Here is a 17823-nt window from a genome sequence, read left to right as displayed (position 1 = left end):
TCTTACCAGAAATTCAGATATTTTGTTTCCTATCGTTGCCTTTAATTACCTTATATATTTGATATACAGACTATTTATCAGAAGCTATAGTCGAATTATTGTCAAATATATATCTTAATGTATTCCATTCAGCATCTGTCCACACTAGTACCACATAGTCCACTATTAGCAATGTGGATAAATTATATGGTATACTCAGATAGAAAATCAAAAATTGCGTTGTCGTCTTCAGGGATCATAGATAGCCACGTACTAAATGTACGCCTAGCACCTCGACCCTTTGACTCCTACTACTATCATGATTTTGATTCTATCGTCTATCAACTCTTCATTTACGAGCAGTATATATATTTAGGTTTAGTCAATTTTATATCATCAAAATTAACCACTGGTATCTTGCTGGGTTCTATACTGCAACAGTTATTCTTAATCACTTGTAAAGAACGATCATGTTTATCCATAAATTTCTCATCAATTAACATTGTATAAGTATTATAACAGTATTCTCATTTACACTAATAGCATTTAGCATTTTTTTAAAAATTATTTTATCAATTGCATTTCAATCTGCGGTAGTATCCTCAAGCTTTACATTTAAGCACAAGGACCTGAATTCTTTGATCATCACGTTAAACGACTCAGGAATACCCGATTCAAAATTATTATCACCTCGGACAATAGATTCATAAATTTTAATTCTACCAACCACATCGTCTGATTTTACAGTTAACATTTCTTGTAACGTATAAGCAGCACCATAAGCTTGCAGTGCCCAACACTCCATCTCACCAAATCTTTGACCTCCAAAATGCGACTTACCACCTAATGGTTGCTGAGTTACCAAACTATAAGGACCGATAGAACGAGCATGAATTTTATCATCAGCCAAATGATGTAATTTTAGGAAATATTTATAGCCAACTGTAACGGCACGATCAAAATACTCTCCTGTTCTACCATCAATCAACCTAATTTGACCTGATGGGTCTTGATCTGCAAGGACTAGCATTTCTTTTACATTCTCAACCTTTGCACCATCAAAAACTGGGGTTGAAAAATATACCCCCTTATCGATATTATTACAAAACTCAATAATCTCTTGATTGGACATTTTCTTTATATTTTTTGTCGTTGAGTTATGTCCATATACCTCGGAAACAAAAGATTTAAGCTTTTCTACATCAATTTTGTTGTTATGAACTTGATCCAACATAGAAGATATTTTTTTACCAAGATTTACTGCCGCCCAACCAAGATGAGTCTCTAAAATCTGCCCTACATTCATACGTGAAGGTAAGCCAAGTGGGTTAAGAACTATATCAACTACTGTGCCATCTTCTAAAAATGGCATATCTTCTTCTGGCATAATACGAGAGATAACACCCTTATTCCCGTGTCTTCCGGCCATTTTATCTCCAGGTTGTAACTTATGTTTAGTAGCAATGAATACTTTTACAACTTTAAGGGCACCTTGTGGTAAGTCATCACCACTTTGTAATTTCTCTACTTTGCTAGTAAAACACTTATTAAGCTTCTCTTGCTTTTCATCATAATGACGTTTAATTTGCTCAATTTCATTCATTACATTAGCATCTTCAACAATCAGTTGCCAAAATTGTCCTTTTGATAATGACTTAAGAGTTTGATCACTAATCAATTGACCGGATTTTACGGATTTAGGACCGCTAACAATTATTTGTCCTGTTAAAATCTTCTCTAAACGCATAAAAACAAAATGCTCTATGATTCGAAGTTCATCATCCCTATCTTTTGATAATTTTTCAATTTGTTGTTTTTCAATAGCTATAGCACGCTCATCTTTTTCTATTCCCCTACGAGAAAACACTCGTACTTCTACCACTGTACCAGTAATCCCAGTAGGAACACGTAAAGATGAATCCCGAACATCTGAAGCTTTTTCTCCAAAAATAGCTCTGAGTAATTTCTCTTCTGGAGTCATAGGTGACTCACTTTTAGGGGTAACCTTACCCACCAAGATATCGCCTGGTTTTATTTCTGCACCAACATATACTATACCGACTTCGTCAAGATGGCGTAAACTTTCATCACTAACATTTGGAATATCGCGAGTAATTTCTTCGGGGCCAAGTCTTGTATCTCTAGCAATTATTTCAAATTCTTCAATATGAATTGAGGTATAAATATCATCTTTTACAATACGTTCTGATATTAAAATCGAATCTTCAAAATTATAACCATTCCATGGTAAAAAAGCTACTAGCACATTTCTACCAAGAGCTATTTCACCATTATCTGTACTTGGTCCATCAGCAATTACTTCACCTTTTTTTACATAATCACCAACGTTAATCAACGGCTTTTGATTAATACAAGTATTATGGTTAGATCTTTGAAATTTTAATAAATTATAAATGTCCACACTAGGTGATCCATCTGTTTTCTGCTCCTTAGTCCTTACAACTATTCTAGTTGAATCAACTTGCTCTACTATCCCATCATGCAAGGCTACAACTGAAACCCCAGAATCTTGTGCAACAATTCCTTCAATACCAGTACCAACTAAAGGGGCATCACTTCTAATAAGCGGTACAGCCTGACGTTGCATGTTTGACCCCATCAAGGCTCTATTAGCATCGTCATTTTCTAAAAATGGAATAAGTGATGCAGCAACGGAAACAACCTGCATCGGGGTAACGTCAATGTAATCCACTTCTAGAGGGGTAACCATAACAAAATTACCACCTTCAGTTCGACAGTTAATTAATTCTTCTTGTAACAAACCTTTTTGATCGACAACTGCATTAGCTTGAGCAACTTTATATTTTCCTTCTTCAATAGCTGACAAGTAAACAACTTCGTCAGTTACATGACCATCCACGACTTTTCGATAAGGTGTCTCAATGAAGCCATGCTTATTAACTCTAGCATAAGTAGCCATGGAATTAATCAAACCTATGTTCTGTCCTTCTGGTGTTTCAATTGGACATATCCTCCCATAATGAGTAGGGTGGACGTCCCTCACTTCAAACCCTGCTCTCTCCCTGCTAAGTCCACCAGGTCCTAAAGCTGATAATCTTCTTTTATGAGTTATTTCTGATAATGGATTAGTTTGATCCATAAATTGAGAAAGTTGTGAAGTACTAAAAAATTCTTTTACTACAGAAACCAAAACTTTTGAATTTACTAAATCATGAGGCATAACGGCATCAAGATCAACCACCGACATTCTTTCAAGTACTGATTTCTCTATACGAACAAGACCAATTCTGAACTGATTCTCAATTAGTTCACCAACTGACCTAACTCTTCTGTTACCAAGGTGATCAATATCATCTATCGAACCTTTACCATCTTTTAGCTCTACTAAAACTTTAAGAATATTTTTAATATCTTCAATAGTTAAAATAGCTGTAGATTCTGGTATATTAAGTTCCAATCTTGCATTCATTTTAATACGACCAACTTCTGAAAGATCATATCTTTCATGGTCAAAGAACAAGTTGTTAAATAATGTTTTAGCAGCTTCAATATTAGCTGGTTCTCCTGGTCTTAATACCCTAAATATGTCTATCAATGCTGATTCATAATTTTGATTTTTATCAGCAAATAAGGTGTTCCTTATGTAAGGACTTGATTGTGGATTTATAGCAAGTACATCGACAGACGGAATTTCAAGAGTCATAATAGAGTCCAGCATATCCATTGTGATCATTTCACCAATTTCGGCTAGTACCTCACCATTATCCGGATTAACAAGATTTTGTGCTAAATATTTGCCTACTAAATATTCACGTTCTACCAAAATATTTTTCACTCCATCTTTAGCAAATTTTTTAGCCAAACGAGGAGTAATCTTCTGACCAAATGCAAGTATCACATTGCCGGTATCCGCATCCACTAAGTCATTAACTAGCCTATGAGCAGTTATAGACTCAGGTATAAACTTTGTTGCCCAGCTTGCATTTTTGGTAAAACATGTTACCGTATCATAATAGAATTTTATAATTTCATTGGTAGACATTCCAATGGCTCTAAGAAGAGTAGTAGCATAAAGCTTTCTTTTCCTATCTATTCTAAAGTAAACAATATCTTTAGCATCAAATTCAAAATCTAGCCATGATCCTCTATAAGGTATAACTCTAGCAGAATATAGAAACTTCCCTGAAGAATGAATTTTCCCATCATCATGATAGAAAAATACGCCAGGTGACCTATGCATCTGTGATACCACCACTCTTTCTGTACCATTAATAATAAAAGTACCATTCTTTGTCATTAGGGGAATATCCCCCATATAAACTTCTTGTTCTTTAATACCTTTGATTTCTTTTGCTCCAGTGTCTTCATCAATATCCCAAATACTTAATCGCAATGTGACTTTAAGAGGAGCAGCATAACTAAGGCCTCTTTGAGTACATTCTTCGACATCATATTTAGGATTATCAAATTCATATTTAGCAAATTCTAAATATGCAACATTAGAGGGGTCGTGAATCGGAAAAATTGAACTTAATACTGATTGTAATCCTCTGTTTTCTCGCTCAGAATCTTTAACTCCTGATTGTAAAAAACCTTTTTCATAAGAATTTTTCTGAACCTCTATCAAATTTGGTATAGACGCTACCAAATTTATGTGACCAAAATTTTTTCTTACGCGTTTGCCAATTGATAAGGATTGCGTTGTCATATAATCTCCCGATTAATGCTTTTAATAATTTTTTATTTTGAAACCAAGTAAAAATCTACTTCAAACTTGGAATCTCACATATTACAATAGTCTCAATGTCATTCCCTTCAATGTCCCCCTACGAAAGTAGCAAGGTCTAGAAAAAGCCTAGAAGGCTACTTTTTTAGATTCCACTACCCACGCTGGGATAATATAGAGTTTGCTTATCCCTGTATCATAGCTCGGATAACATCAACCCTAACAAAGATAACATTAAATTTGCTACTAACTTGTTACATCAAATTCAGGTTATTTAATTCAAAATTAAACTTTAATTACCAATTTCTTTACCTTAACATAAACTAAATTGTTATACTCTAATGATCTGAAGAATGGGGACAACAAACAAAGGGTGAACAAACGCAACGTAGTAAACCGTTGTTCGTACGCGAAATCCCCGCAACTATTTGCGAAAGCAATTCTTCAAAGCAGAAGAGTATACCTTAAATTTCTTTTTTAGTATTCTATATAAACTCCAAATAAAAATAAAAATCTAAAAAAACTCGATTTAAAAATATACTTGAATGATTTAAAGAATTAGAGCATAAAACAAGAGGGGAGCGTAGCATATGTACATTAGGAATAAAAACATGCGAATACTCTGTAATTTTGCGAAACCAATTCGTTAAATTATTCAAATATAATAGGGGTGTACTTAAATGATTTGAAGAATGGGGACAATAAACAAGGGCTAAGCGAACTAGGCGTACATCTAGTACGTAAATACACAAATACCCGAAATTTTGCCACACCAATTCTTTAAAGTAGAAAAATATACTAAAATGTACAAATCTGTTTCTTATCTTCATCTGATTCAGAATTTTGGATAAATAAATACAAAGACCTCTTAAAGCAAAAGAACTTTGTCTTAAAAGTTTTATAAGTTTTTGTACAAAATGTAATAGTTTATACGGGTATGATAACATATTTAGCAACATAACTCGTAACCCAAATAAAATATCACACAACAAGTTCATTTCCATTATTAACAATACAAACCTAGATTTAGTCCCAAAATGTTTCTACCAATCTATGTATATTCTAAATCTTGCGGTATACTCGAATGTGACTCCGAATTGGATTTGAAAATGAGGGGCGAGCAGACTAGGCGTACATAAGGCACGTGAGTACGCGAGTCCCTGATATTCTCAAAAAATAATTCGGAATCACATTCGAGTATACATATATTTATTATTGTTTTGCTTTATAAAGAAAGGCTATCACAAAACTACTACATGGGTATAACTTAAGCAGCCTAAGTATAATCTTCTGCTTTGAAAAATTATTTTTTGAAAATATCAGGGACTCGTGTACTCACGTACCTTATGTACGCTCCATTCACTCGCCCCTCATTTTTAAATCCAATTCTCCAAATCATTCGAGTATATCATCCCTGTGACGGTTAATGTCATTCCTGCCTACACGGGAATGACATCTTTTTTGTTAAAATACTGCTCAACAATAACAAAACCCTGTGCTTAAGTTAATACCCATAAAAACTGCTGGGGATTCACATACTTACAAATGTACGCTTAATCCTTTACCCCTTTGTCCCTATTCTTTGATCACTACACTCTATAATTAACTTAGAAAGTTATCCTAACAACCTTCACAGAGCCTAATTAATATGAACTTACACAAACAAGCTATTTAATACACCCCCAAAGTAAACTCTAGGCTTTTTCTACCCGATGGTACACTCAATTATTTTAATTCAATTTTTGCTCCAACTGCTTCTAATTTTGCTTTAAAACTTTCAGCATCTTCTTTATTTACACTAGATTTAATAGTTTTTGGGGCAGCATCTACTAACTCTTTAGCCTCTTTTAAGCCAAGACCAGTAAGTTCTCTAGTTACCTTAATTACCTCTATTTTTTTATCACCACTACTGACTAAAACAACTTCAAATGCTGTCTTTTCAGCTACTGCTTCTGATGCTACAGAACCCACCGCCTGTGCTACAGGAGCTGCGGCTGTTACACCCCATTTTTCTTCTAGCATTTTTGCAAGCTCTGCTGCTTGAATTACTGTAAGTGTTGACAATTGATCTACGATTTTTACTAGGTCTGTCATAATTTTCTTCCTCTTAAAACTTTTTTATTAAATTATTCTTTATTTGCATAAGCTTGAAAAACTCTAGCAAGCTTGGCTGCAGGAGCTTGCACCACACCAGCAATTTTAGTTGCAGGAGCTTGCACCACACCAATAATTTTACCTCTAAGCTCATTTAATGAAGGCAATTTTGCAAGTTGTTGTACAGAATTCGCATCTAATATTTGATTATTTACTAAACCACCAACTACTTTCAAACATTCATTAGTTTTAGCAAATTCTACGACAACTTTCGCAGCCTCAACAGGGTCTTCAGAATATGCAAAGGCTGTCGGACCAACAAGCAAATGTACTATATCACCAATACCAGCCTTATTTGCTGCTATTTTTGACAAAGTATTTTTAACTACTTTGAACCCCGCATTTTTTGCTTTAAGAGACCTACGCAGTAGAGTTACTTGACTAACAGTAAGCCCATGATAATGAGTAATTATCACGGAATTTGACCGTTTATACACCTCTTCAAGTTCTACGACAAATTCATGTTTCTCTGATCTTAACACCTTAACTCTCCTTGTCGTATTTTACGATATACTTGCTAAATCTATTTTTACTGATGGACTCATAGTAGAAGATAGATATATTGCTTTTAAATAATTTCCTTTAGCACCAGAAGGCTTTGCTTTAACTACAGCAGATATCAAAGTTGATGCATTATCTAGCAAATCTTGTTTAGAAAATGATAATTTACCAACTCCAGCATGAATAATACCTGCCTTTTCAACCCTATACTCTACTTGACCACTTTTGGCATTTTTAATTGCCGTTACAATATCGGTAGTTACAGTCCCAAGTTTTGGATTTGGCATTAAGCCCTTTGGACCTAAAATTCTTGCCACTGCACCTATTGCTGACATCATATTTGGTGTTGCAATACAAACGTCAAAATTAATTTTTCCTGCTTTAATATCATCGATAATTTCTGTAGAACCAGCAATATCTGCTCCAGCTTCTTTAGCTTCTTCTATCTTTTCATCCTTACAAATCACTGCAACTCTACTAACTTTACCCGTACCAGCTGGTAATGCGACAACACCACGCACCATTTGATCTGAGTGCTTAGGATCTACCCCTAATTTCATCACCACTTCCAAAGTAGAGTCAAATTTAGTATAAGACACAGACTTAAGTAACTCTATTCCTTCTGCTAAAGTGCGGTTGCCAACTAGAGCTACTTTTTTTCTTGCTTCTCTAATCTTTTTGCCACCAACTAATTTTTTATCAACTAACATATATCAATCTCCTACCACTTCAAGACCCATAGATTCAGCAGTACCACGAATAATTTTAGCGGCAGCTATTAAATTATCAGTATTAAGATCTACCATTTTAATTTTTGCAATTTCAATGCAATCTGACATGGTAACCTTACCAACAAATGCTTCTTTTTTAGTAGCACTAGAACCTTTAGGAATTTTAGCAAATTGTTTTAAGTAATACGATGCTGGAGAAGTCTTAGTTACAAAAGTAAAACTATTATCTTCATAAGCAGTAATCACGACTGGGATAGGAGTACCTGGTTCAATAGCACTAGTTGCTGCGTTAAACGCCTTACAAAACTCCATAATATTAAGTTTCTTCTGACCAAGTGCAGGACCAATAGGTGGGGATGGATTAGCCTTACCTGCTGGCACAGTTAACTTAATATAAGCGGTTATTTTTTTTGCCATTATAATCTTATCCTTACTTATTTAATTAATAGCATTATTCACGTGAGCCTTGTCAATACACTCTCGATGTCATTACCATGTAGGCATTGCCCACAACTGTTGAAAGTTAAAAATCGTCTATTAGCAAAGCACTGTTGTAAGGCTTAAACCGTCATTGCGAAAAGCCGCTGCAAGCGGCAACGTGGCAATCTTGTGAAGGATACCTTACTCCACGAAGATTGCACAGCACCTAACGGCACTTCGCAATAACGGTTTTTTAACTTTCAACAGTTATGGCATTACCCACGCGTGGATCAAAAAGCCAACGTAAGTAATGGTACTTACAGAACCAAAAACGAGGTCATTCCTAGCTAAAAGCGAAAATCCAAAAAATAACCTGCAAAGGCTATTAGACCCCAACTTACGTTGGGATGACATCAACGACAAATATTATATCGAATTCAACTTAACCTCAAGTATCGATGTAACAAATTAATACTAGGCTTAGTATTATCCCTATTAACGGTAATGTCACCCCCTACGTAAGCAGAGTCTAGAAGAGTCTAAACAACCTAGAAGGCTCTTTTTAGACCCCAAATTACGCTGGGATGACATTAAGTTGACAATCATACACCTTTAGCTAGGATGGTAGAGACAATAAACTGCATACTCTTCTGCTCCTACGAATTGTTTTTTGAAAATATCATGGATTCGCATATGTAACTATACTATATGTACGCTACGCTTTCTCACCATTCATTTTCAAATCCAATTCGTAGGATCATTTGAGTACACACCCTACTCTCAACAAACCCTAATTATTTTTCTTAACCTGCGTAAAATTTAGTTCTATAGGAGTTGCTTTACCAAAAATAGATATAGACACACGCAATCTATTTTTGTCATAATCAATTTCTTCTATAACCCCTGTAAAAGTCTCAAATGGACCATCAGTAACAATTACTGCCTCACCAATTTCATATAATTTTGAAATCCTAGCATCTTTGGTTTCAGATTCCAGTTTACTAAAAATATTTTGTATTTCTTTTTCGCTAAGGGCTTGTGGAGTACTTTTACTACCTAAAAAACCTGTAACCTTAGTTACACTTTTTACCAAATGCCAAGAATCATCTGTCATATTCATTTTAATCAGAATATAACCAGGCATAAATTTCTTCTCTGTCTTAACGTTTTTACCACGTTTAACTTCAGGTACTTCAATAACCGGAACAACGATATCCTCAAAAAACTCCGACATACCCTGCTTAGCAATTTGATCGAGAATCATTTGCTTTACACGCTTTTCTGAGCCTGATAATGTATGAATAACGTACCACTGTACCACAACTTTTCCCTAAACCTATTCTTTACTTCCCAATATTAAGTAAAACCTGCATTATGCTATGTATACCGTAGTCTAACACCAAACAAATTATACTAAAAATAAATACAGCCACCACTACTATAAGAGTTGAAGTTATCAGCTCTTTCTTACCAAGCCAAACAATTTTATAAACTTCTTGCTTTACTTGCTCATAAAATTTGTAGACTCTATTTTCCTTTAACATATTATACGAACTCATTACAGTTGGCAGGAGCGACAGGAATCGAACCCGCAACCTTCGGTTTTGGAGACCGACGCTCTACCAATTGAGCTACACTCCTATCATATTTTTACTAAAAAATCAAACTATTTTTTTAATAAAGTTCTATATTTACCAAGTGTGCAAGTTTTATTAACTTAAGTAACCTCGGTGTCATCCCCGCTTTGGTGCAGGATATAAAATATCTAACAACATTATCCATAGTATTTTTTAGATTCCCGCCTACGCGGGAATGACATCAACCTTTAGGACTATTATACTTACTTAAACTTACACACTTAGTATATTTGTAATTTCTTCTGACCCATCCCCTATAGTAGTTACTTCCTCGAACTGTTCTTGTTCTGAATCAGTTAATGTTACGTTAGATAACGTATCTGATATTGTCTCATCAGAACTATCTTTACTATCACCGGAAATTAGTTCTTGTTTTAATGTCTTATCTCTAATCTTTGCGTAGTCTAGTAAACATTTTTCCATCTCACTATTACTAAAGCTTTCTGCCAAAAATAACACTGTATCATACTCATCTTTCTGTATGGCAACACTACTTAGTAAATAATCCATTATTTTAGTATTTTTACTAAGGCATGCCGCCTTATATAAGAGTTCTTTTTGTAGCTCTTGCAACTCATCACGGTTATTAATATCTCCGTTAATATCTTCCATCATCAAATTTAATTTTGAATAAACCCAGTTGCCATACAAGTCAATATCACCCTTAACTAATTGCAATAATTCATTAGACATTTTGCAAAATTCTACTTTTACCGATGATTCGGACATCGATACGGTACTTGAATTCTCACGTACGTCTGAGTACGCTGCGGCTTTGCGTTCCGTGTCTCCTACAAATTCCTCAACATACGACATCTTAGCCATTTTCACGCCTTATATTATTTATTCACAAAAAATAACATTATAGCATATTATATATGATACACTAATAGCTATCTTAATAATTTTTTTATTTCTTAGCTTTAATAGTTTCGGCCACCTGTAATGGTACTTGCTCATAATGAGAGAAAACCATACTATATTGAGATCTACCTTGTGATAAAGATCTCAAAGTACTAACATACCCAAACATCTCGGCCAACGGCACATTTGCAGTTATAACTTGTGCATTACCTCTTGGATCCATACTTTGCATTTGTCCTCTACGACTGTTTAGATCACCAATAATATCCCCCATATACTCATTAGGAGTAATTACTTCAACTTTCATAATTGGCTCAAGTAATTTTGGATTACCTTTTGGCATACCTTCTCTAAAAGCAGCTTTTGCAGCAATCTCAAATGCAAGTACACTTGAATCTACATCGTGGAATGCTCCATCTATCAAAGTTGCTTTAAAATCAATCATTGGATAGCCGGCAACTACACCTGTATCTTTAATATTATTTAGACCCTTTTCAACACCAGGAATAAATTCTTTAGGTATAGCTCCTCCAACAATTTTGCTTTCAAAAGTAAATCCTGTTCCAGCTTCTTGAGGTTCAAATATTATTTTAACCCGTGCAAATTGTCCAGCTCCACCAGATTGCTTTTTATGAGTATAATCAATTTCACAAGGCTTGGTAATTGTCTCCCGATAAGCTACTTGTGGTGCTCCAATGTTAGCCTCAACTTTAAACTCACGTTTCATACGATCAACCATAATCTCTAGATGCAGTTCACCCATACCTTTAATAACAGTTTGACCGCTTTCCTGATCAGTTGATACTCTAAAAGATGGATCTTCAGCAGCTAACCTAGACAATGCCATTCCCATTTTTTCTTGATCAGCAGTTGATTTTGGCTCTACAGCTAATTCAATAACCGGTTCAGGAAATTCCATTCTCTCCAAAATAACCTGCTTATCCGGATCACACAAAGTATCACCAGTAGTGGTATTTTTAAGACCAGCTAAAGCAACAATATCTCCTGCAAAAGCTTCCTTAATATCTTCTCTTTCATTAGCATGCATCAGAAGCATCCTACCTACTCGTTCTTTTTGGTCTTTTACCGTATTAATGACAGTAGCACCTGAACTAATCTTACCAGAGTAAATCCTGATAAATGTAAGAGATCCAACAAATGGATCGGTCATTACCTTAAAAGCTAAAGCAGAGAAAGGTTCAGATGCTGATATTTTAAAATCTTTTTCTTCTCCAAAATTAATATCTATTCCCTTGACTATTCCAATATCGATTGGTGAAGGTAAGTAGTCAACAACTGCATCTAGCAAAGGTTGCACACCTTTATTTTTAAAGGCACTACCACATAACACAGGAAAAAAGACTCGGTCAATCGTTCCTTTCCTTATTACTACTTGAATTTCTTCCTCAGTAAATTCTTCACCTGATAAATATTTCTCCATCAAATGATCATCATTCTCAGCAACCATTTCAATTAGCAAAGCACGGTATTCCTCAGCCTTTTCTAACATATCAGCAGGGATTTCTTGGTACGAATATTCAGCTCCAAGAGATTCATCCTTCCAAATTATTGCCTGCATCTTGATTAAATCAATAACTCCTTTGAAATTCTCTTCAATACCAACTGGCAACTGAATTACTAGAGGTTTTGCACCAAGACGATCTTTAATCATTTCTACACATTTGTAGAAATTAGCACCCATTCTGTCCATTTTATTGACAAAGCACATTCTAGGTACTTTATATTTATCAGCTTGTCTCCAAACTATTTCTGACTGAGGTTCAACACCGGCCACACCATCAAATACCGCCACTGCTCCATCTAAAACACGTAAAGACCTTTCTACTTCTATTGTAAAATCCACGTGACCTGGGGTATCAATAATGTTAATCCTTATATTTTTCCAGTAACAGGTAGTAGCAGCAGAAGTAATAGTGATACCACGTTCTTGTTCTTGTGCCATCCAATCCATAGTGGCACCGCCTTCATGAACTTCACCAATTTTATGTGATTTTCCTGTATAAAAGAGAATACGCTCGGTTGTAGTAGTTTTACCAGCGTCAATATGAGCACAAATACCTATATTACGAGTATTAGCAAGAGAAAATTCTGTAATCGCCATATGATTTAATTACCTTGGTTGCGATTTTTTGGGACTAAAATGAGCAAAAGCTTTGTTAGCTTCAGCCATTTTATGAGTGTCCTCTCTTTTTTTAATAGCAACTCCTCTATTATTTGATGCTTCAAATAATTCCTCCGCCAACTTATCAATCATCATTTTTTCAGAACGTTTATTTGCTGCATTGATAATCCAACGTGACGCAAGTGCATACCCTCTTCTTTCATCAACAGGGGAAGGAACCTGATAATTTGCACCTCCCACACGCACTGAGGTAACCTCAAGATATGGCTTTACATTATTCATAGCATTATTGAAAGTTTCATAAGGATCTACCCTATGTTTTTTTTCTATTTTACTAAAAGCAGAATATACTATCTTTTCGGCTAGAGCTTTTTTCCCTTCCTTCATGATATTATTAATAAACCTAGCAAGCAGAGGGCTATTATATTTCATATCAGGCAAGATAACCCTTTTCTCTGCGGCATGACGACGTGACATTTTATCTCTCTATTTCAAATTATTTTTTTACAGCTTGCTTCGCTGATGTACCATAACGTGAGCGTCCTTGCTTACGATTTTTTACACCCTGAGTATCATAAGCACCGCGTACTATATGGTACTTAACACCTGGAAGATCAGGAACCCTTCCGCCTCTTACCAACACCGTAGAGTGTTCTTGTAAATTATGCCCTTCACCAGGTATGTAAGCATTCACGTACTGCCCATTACTTAAGCGAACACGTGCCATTTTACGAAGAGCAGAATTAGGTTTCTTAGGAGTAACAGTTTTCACTATTACACAAACACCTTTCAAAAATGGATTAGATTCCAAAGCTGGGGATTTTGTCCTACGAATCTTCGACTGTCTTCCAAAACGTACTAACTGATTGTTTGTTGGCATTCAATACTCCAAATTTTTCCTTTTGATATTTATCTATCAACCCTTAAAGCTATAGGGGAAACTATATACTATACCACTTTACACGAATTTGGGATAAGAATTAGTCAATTCTTATCCCAAATTCGGTGAAATTATCGAAACAATCAGATTTGAGACGACTCTGCATCTGATTGTTAAATTAATATTTTACTAAAAACATAATTTTAATCTTTTAACATCATGTTTTTAGCTTTAGAAAGGTTTAAAATGCATTCGTAAAACCGCTTTAATGAATGCATTTTTCCTTTATTAAAGTCAATTCAGAATAAGAATTAACTAATTCTTATCCCGAATTGGGGTACTTTCACTATTAAGCGGCAACAAGTGGAACTATAGCTATTTTTTTTATAAAAGCAACGAGTTTTTAACAACATTGACTAGATTAGTTATTTTTATGAACTTAGGGTTGTAATTATTCCCCTTAAAGTTTGTAGTTCTGTACTAGATAATTTATCTATACGAGTAAAAATATTCATAATATTTTGAGTCATGTGTAATTTTTTCTCAGGCACTTTAAAGAAATTCTTTTTGTTTAATTCAGTAAACAAATGTTCAAAGAAATATCCTACTTCTCCTTTTGATGCTACGTCCTGTTCATTACTAACATTCATTCTCAGCTGTTTATTACGAAATAGCTCATAACATATAATAATTACTGACTGTGCAATGTTAAGAGAACTAAAACCCCCTGTATTAATGTTAATAATTTTATGAGCATAAGTAATTTCTCTATTTCGCAAACCACAATTTTCACGACCAAACATGATGGCAACTTTAAGACCTGTAGGATAATCCTGACTTAAATGCTCTGATAGAACATAGTTTTTATTGATATTACGTGTTGCTGAACTTGTTGCATATAAATAATCTATATCCTCTATACTTGCTTCCAAACTATCATAAATCTTAGCATTATCTATGATATTTACCGCTGATACCGCCATATTACGTGCCTGTTCATTCGGCCAACCATCTCTAGGTGAAACGATTCTCAACTCTGAAACATCAAAATTCTTCATTGCTCTAGCAGCAGCACCAATATTCTCACCCATTTGAGGTGCTACTAAAATAATAATTGGCATAAATATCTTTGATTAATATGTAATTATTTTCTTCTAAATAGCTACTTAATTCCTACTAACTACTCGTATATAATTACTATACTCTTTCATCTCTGTCAACTATTAGTTTCATAATGAGCCAATGATTTTTTTATTTTATCTAATCTTCTTTAATCAAAGAACGTATCAATGCATTAACTGCTTGCTGATGTTCTGAGTTACGAATTTTCATAAAATTCCTTGACACTTCTATACACATACGCTGATGTTGAGTAAGTACAGGCTCGACATTGTCAGCATCTTCTAAACCTTGATAGAAATAATCGATATTTTTATCTAATGCTTTAGCAATAAGGACCAACCTACCTATTGATATTCTATTAATACCCTTTTCATATTTTTGTAACTGCTGATGTGTTACCTCTATTACCTCTGCAAGTTGTTGACGTGACAACCCCTTGGCAAGCCTTAGAGAATAGATTTTCCCACCTATAAACTGATCAACTTTTTGTATGTAGTCATTTCTTCGTACCATAATTAACTCCCTTATGCATGAACTATTAAATTTTAAGAATATAATAGATTATTAACAAATAAAAAGATTACTGTCATATATTATATAACCTAGAAAGCCAACAATTCACATAGGAATACCCACATGTAAACTGTCTACTATCAGTAAGTATTGATTATATTTTTTGTTTATGTACAAGTAGTGCTTAATATTTTTTAACTATTATATAATTATACTGATCTTATAGATACTTAGCAACCTTGTAAATTATAATTTCATTTTTATCGTATTTTTTTAACCTTTTTTTACTATTCTAGATAGAATAAGACTAAAAAATTAAAATCATAGAATTAACTAGGATATTTAAAGAATTATTGCAGAATGTTAAAAAATATACTTAATATAAAAAGTGATAATGTTGAATTTTATATATATACTTGAATGATTATATAAAACAAAAGAAAGTTACTTGATGAAAAGAATTATAAAATGCCTATATCAGGCAGCCTTTAAAACAATTGAACATGATGGTGTTGAACATTCAGGGTATATGTCATTTATGGTACTCCTAACGATCTTTCCTTTTTTAGTTTTTTTATTAGCACTAACAAGTTTTGTTGGAGCATCAGAACTGGGAAAGAATTTTATTACTATTCTTCTTGAGAGTATGCCAGAACTGGCTACTGACTCAATAAAAACTAGGATAAACGAACTTGGAAAAACTCCTCCTCAAAGTCTAATGACCTTAGCGATAATGGGAAGTATTTGGACGGCTTCATCTTTTGTTGAATGTTTAAGAACAATTTTAAATAGGGTATATGAGATAAAATCTCCTCCTACCTACATAAGGCGAAGATTACTTAGCATAGCACAGTTTTTAGTAATCAGTATATTCATTACCTTTGCCATGCTTATTCTCATTATAGTACCAATAATATTAACAAAACTACCGATTATTTTACAAATGATAGAAGAACATAAGCACACTTTAACCCTTTTTCGATATGTTATCATTTTCTGCTCATTATTTATTACCTCCTCATCACTATATTATATAATCCCTAATGCAAAATTAAATTTTACAGACGTAGTTCCTGGAGCTTTATTAACGGTAATTTTATGGGTGATAAGTGGATATTTATTATCTACCTATATAATATATTATAACCAATTAAGTATAATATATGGTTCACTTGGTAGTATAATAGTGACTTTAATATTTTTTTATATTATTAACATGATTTTTATATATGGTGCAGAATTTAATTACCTACTAAGAGAATATCCTTGAAAGCAGAAGAGTATACTCTTCCGCTCTCAAGAAAAGCTATCGCAAAACTTTGAGGCGTGCATGCACGAACAATAGTTTACTACCATAGTCAATTGATGAGAAGTAGGTAGCATCGTCTTCGCTCGCCTATTACATACAATAGGCGTCGCTCCATTTCATAATTTCACTTCTTCAATTATATCATCAACATTCCACCATTAACATGGATAGTTTGACCAGTGATGTAGGAAGCTTTGTCGCTTGCTAGGAAAGCTACTACGTTTGCAACATCTTCGGCTTCTCCGAAAGTTCTAAGAGGAATTTTTTGCATTATAGCCTCTTTTTGAGCTTCGTTTAATTTATCAGTCATGTTTGATTTAATAAAACCAGGAGAAACTGCATTAATTGTGATACCCCTACTTGCTACCTCAATTGCTAGAGACTTTGTCATACCGATCAAACCAGCTTTGGAAGCACAATAATTTGCCTGTCCTGGATTACCAGAAACTGCAACCACAGATGATATGTTAATTATTCTACCATAACGAGTTTTCATCATTTTCTTTATCGCTTCACGATTTAGAATAAAGCTAGCTTTTAAGTTTATATCTATAACTTGATCAAACATTTCATTGGACATTTTTATTGCCAGCATATCTTTAGTGATTCCGGCATTACAAACTAAAATGTCGATTTGTTCAAGACTAGACACCAAGTTAGTACATTCATCAATATTTGCTAGATTACATGGTACTATCGTATAATTATCTTTTAAGTTATTTGCAAGTTCTTGTAATTTCTCTTGGTTACTACCACTAATTATCACATGACTACCAAGAGAGTGGAATAGCTTAGCAATGCTACCACCAATTGTCCCAGATGCTCCAGTAATTAGAGATTTTTTAGCAGTTAAATCTATCAT

The 17823-nt window shown here is 34.1% G+C and carries 16 protein-coding genes and 1 tRNA gene; 2 read left to right on the top strand and 15 right to left on the bottom strand.

Features of this window, described 5'->3' with window-relative positions; translation table 11 throughout:
• Positions 1-186: 186 nt before the first annotated feature.
• Positions 187-489 (top strand): hypothetical protein, encoded by a 303-nt coding sequence (locus AAGD45_RS03370; RefSeq protein ID WP_341761993.1) that lies wholly within the window; start codon positions 187-189, stop codon positions 487-489.
• A gap of 73 nt (positions 490-562) precedes the next feature.
• On the opposite strand, the gene rpoB is transcribed toward AAGD45_RS03370, so the two are convergent.
• From rpoB to AAGD45_RS03300, 14 genes are all read right to left on the bottom strand, one after another.
• On the bottom strand, positions 563-4669 hold the full coding sequence (gene rpoB / locus AAGD45_RS03365; protein WP_341761992.1) for a DNA-directed RNA polymerase subunit beta: 4107 nt from the start codon (positions 4667-4669) through the stop codon (positions 563-565).
• A gap of 1743 nt (positions 4670-6412) precedes the next feature.
• Positions 6413-6781, bottom strand: coding sequence for a 50S ribosomal protein L7/L12 (gene rplL / locus AAGD45_RS03360; RefSeq protein WP_341761991.1), 369 nt, complete (start codon positions 6779-6781; stop codon positions 6413-6415).
• 32 nt (positions 6782-6813) lie between these two features.
• Positions 6814-7323, bottom strand: a complete 510-nt coding sequence (gene rplJ, locus AAGD45_RS03355; protein ID WP_341761990.1) for a 50S ribosomal protein L10 — start codon at positions 7321-7323, stop codon at positions 6814-6816.
• 21 nt (positions 7324-7344) lie between these two features.
• Positions 7345-8052 (bottom strand): 50S ribosomal protein L1, encoded by a 708-nt coding sequence (gene rplA / locus AAGD45_RS03350; protein WP_341761989.1) that lies wholly within the window; start codon positions 8050-8052, stop codon positions 7345-7347.
• Positions 8053-8055: 3 nt separating this feature from the next.
• Positions 8056-8490, bottom strand: coding sequence for a 50S ribosomal protein L11 (rplK, locus tag AAGD45_RS03345; RefSeq protein WP_341758590.1), 435 nt, complete (start codon positions 8488-8490; stop codon positions 8056-8058).
• Positions 8491-9283: 793 nt separating this feature from the next.
• Positions 9284-9814 carry a transcription termination/antitermination protein NusG gene (nusG, locus tag AAGD45_RS03340; protein ID WP_341761988.1) on the bottom strand — a complete coding sequence of 177 codons (531 nt, stop codon included), beginning with the start codon at positions 9812-9814 and terminating at the stop codon, positions 9284-9286.
• Positions 9815-9836: 22 nt separating this feature from the next.
• Positions 9837-10037, bottom strand: a complete 201-nt coding sequence (gene secE / locus AAGD45_RS03335; protein ID WP_341748453.1) for a preprotein translocase subunit SecE — start codon at positions 10035-10037, stop codon at positions 9837-9839.
• Between the two features lie 21 nt (positions 10038-10058).
• Positions 10059-10134 (bottom strand) — tRNA-Trp (locus AAGD45_RS03330).
• Positions 10135-10343: 209 nt separating this feature from the next.
• The gene (locus AAGD45_RS03325) at positions 10344-10955 is read right to left on the bottom strand and encodes a palindromic element RPE1 domain-containing protein (protein WP_341761987.1); all 612 of its coding nucleotides are present in this window, start codon (positions 10953-10955) and stop codon (positions 10344-10346) included.
• Between the two features lie 85 nt (positions 10956-11040).
• Positions 11041-13116 (bottom strand): elongation factor G, encoded by a 2076-nt coding sequence (fusA, locus tag AAGD45_RS03320; protein ID WP_375330848.1) that lies wholly within the window; start codon positions 13114-13116, stop codon positions 11041-11043.
• Between the two features lie 9 nt (positions 13117-13125).
• The gene (gene rpsG / locus AAGD45_RS03315; protein ID WP_341747240.1) at positions 13126-13614 is read right to left on the bottom strand and encodes a 30S ribosomal protein S7; all 489 of its coding nucleotides are present in this window, start codon (positions 13612-13614) and stop codon (positions 13126-13128) included.
• A gap of 19 nt (positions 13615-13633) precedes the next feature.
• Positions 13634-14017 carry a 30S ribosomal protein S12 gene (gene rpsL / locus AAGD45_RS03310; protein ID WP_341747241.1) on the bottom strand — a complete coding sequence of 128 codons (384 nt, stop codon included), beginning with the start codon at positions 14015-14017 and terminating at the stop codon, positions 13634-13636.
• 431 nt (positions 14018-14448) lie between these two features.
• Positions 14449-15138: an RNA methyltransferase gene (locus AAGD45_RS03305; RefSeq protein ID WP_341761986.1), complete on the bottom strand. Its 690-nt coding sequence runs from the start codon at positions 15136-15138 to the stop codon at positions 14449-14451.
• 139 nt (positions 15139-15277) lie between these two features.
• Positions 15278-15652, bottom strand: a complete 375-nt coding sequence (locus AAGD45_RS03300) for a helix-turn-helix domain-containing protein (protein ID WP_341747243.1) — start codon at positions 15650-15652, stop codon at positions 15278-15280.
• Between the two features lie 451 nt (positions 15653-16103).
• Here AAGD45_RS03300 and AAGD45_RS03295 point away from each other — a divergent pair, with 451 nt between their 5' ends.
• A complete protein-coding gene (locus AAGD45_RS03295; protein WP_341761985.1) occupies positions 16104-16922 on the top strand; it encodes a YihY/virulence factor BrkB family protein in 819 nt (272 codons plus the stop codon).
• A gap of 175 nt (positions 16923-17097) precedes the next feature.
• Here the strand turns inward: AAGD45_RS03295 and fabG are convergent, their stop codons facing one another.
• Positions 17098-17823 (bottom strand): 3-oxoacyl-ACP reductase FabG, encoded by a 726-nt coding sequence (gene fabG, locus AAGD45_RS03290; RefSeq protein WP_341747245.1) that lies wholly within the window; start codon positions 17821-17823, stop codon positions 17098-17100.

Source organism: Candidatus Tisiphia endosymbiont of Thecophora atra (assembly GCF_964026395.1).
Classification (GTDB): domain Bacteria; phylum Pseudomonadota; class Alphaproteobacteria; order Rickettsiales; family Rickettsiaceae; genus Tisiphia.
Note: the sequence above shows the minus strand (reverse complement) of the source record. Positions and strands in the feature narration are given on the sequence as shown.

Excerpts from the sequence above, each read along its gene's own strand:
- AAGD45_RS03325 (WP_341761987.1), bottom strand. The coding sequence starts at position 10,955 with ATGGCTAAGATGTCGTATGTTGAGGAATTTGTAGGAGACACGGAACGC.
- fabG (WP_341747245.1), bottom strand. The coding sequence starts at position 17,823 with ATGATAGATTTAACTGCTAAAAAATCTCTAATTACTGGAGCATCTGGG.
- AAGD45_RS03295 (WP_341761985.1), top strand. The coding sequence starts at position 16,104 with ATGAAAAGAATTATAAAATGCCTATATCAGGCAGCCTTTAAAACAATT.
- secE (WP_341748453.1), bottom strand. The coding sequence starts at position 10,037 with ATGTTAAAGGAAAATAGAGTCTACAAATTTTATGAGCAAGTAAAGCAA.
- rpsL (WP_341747241.1), bottom strand. The coding sequence starts at position 14,017 with ATGCCAACAAACAATCAGTTAGTACGTTTTGGAAGACAGTCGAAGATT.
- AAGD45_RS03370 (WP_341761993.1), top strand. The coding sequence starts at position 187 with ATGGTATACTCAGATAGAAAATCAAAAATTGCGTTGTCGTCTTCAGGG.
- rplL (WP_341761991.1), bottom strand. The coding sequence starts at position 6,781 with ATGACAGACCTAGTAAAAATCGTAGATCAATTGTCAACACTTACAGTA.
- rpoB (WP_341761992.1), bottom strand. The coding sequence starts at position 4,669 with ATGACAACGCAATCCTTATCAATTGGCAAACGCGTAAGAAAAAATTTT.
- rplA (WP_341761989.1), bottom strand. The coding sequence starts at position 8,052 with ATGTTAGTTGATAAAAAATTAGTTGGTGGCAAAAAGATTAGAGAAGCA.
- AAGD45_RS03305 (WP_341761986.1), bottom strand. The coding sequence starts at position 15,138 with ATGCCAATTATTATTTTAGTAGCACCTCAAATGGGTGAGAATATTGGT.
- AAGD45_RS03300 (WP_341747243.1), bottom strand. The coding sequence starts at position 15,652 with ATGGTACGAAGAAATGACTACATACAAAAAGTTGATCAGTTTATAGGT.
- rpsG (WP_341747240.1), bottom strand. The coding sequence starts at position 13,614 with ATGTCACGTCGTCATGCCGCAGAGAAAAGGGTTATCTTGCCTGATATG.
- rplK (WP_341758590.1), bottom strand. The coding sequence starts at position 8,490 with ATGGCAAAAAAAATAACCGCTTATATTAAGTTAACTGTGCCAGCAGGT.
- fusA (WP_375330848.1), bottom strand. The coding sequence starts at position 13,116 with ATGGCGATTACAGAATTTTCTCTTGCTAATACTCGTAATATAGGTATT.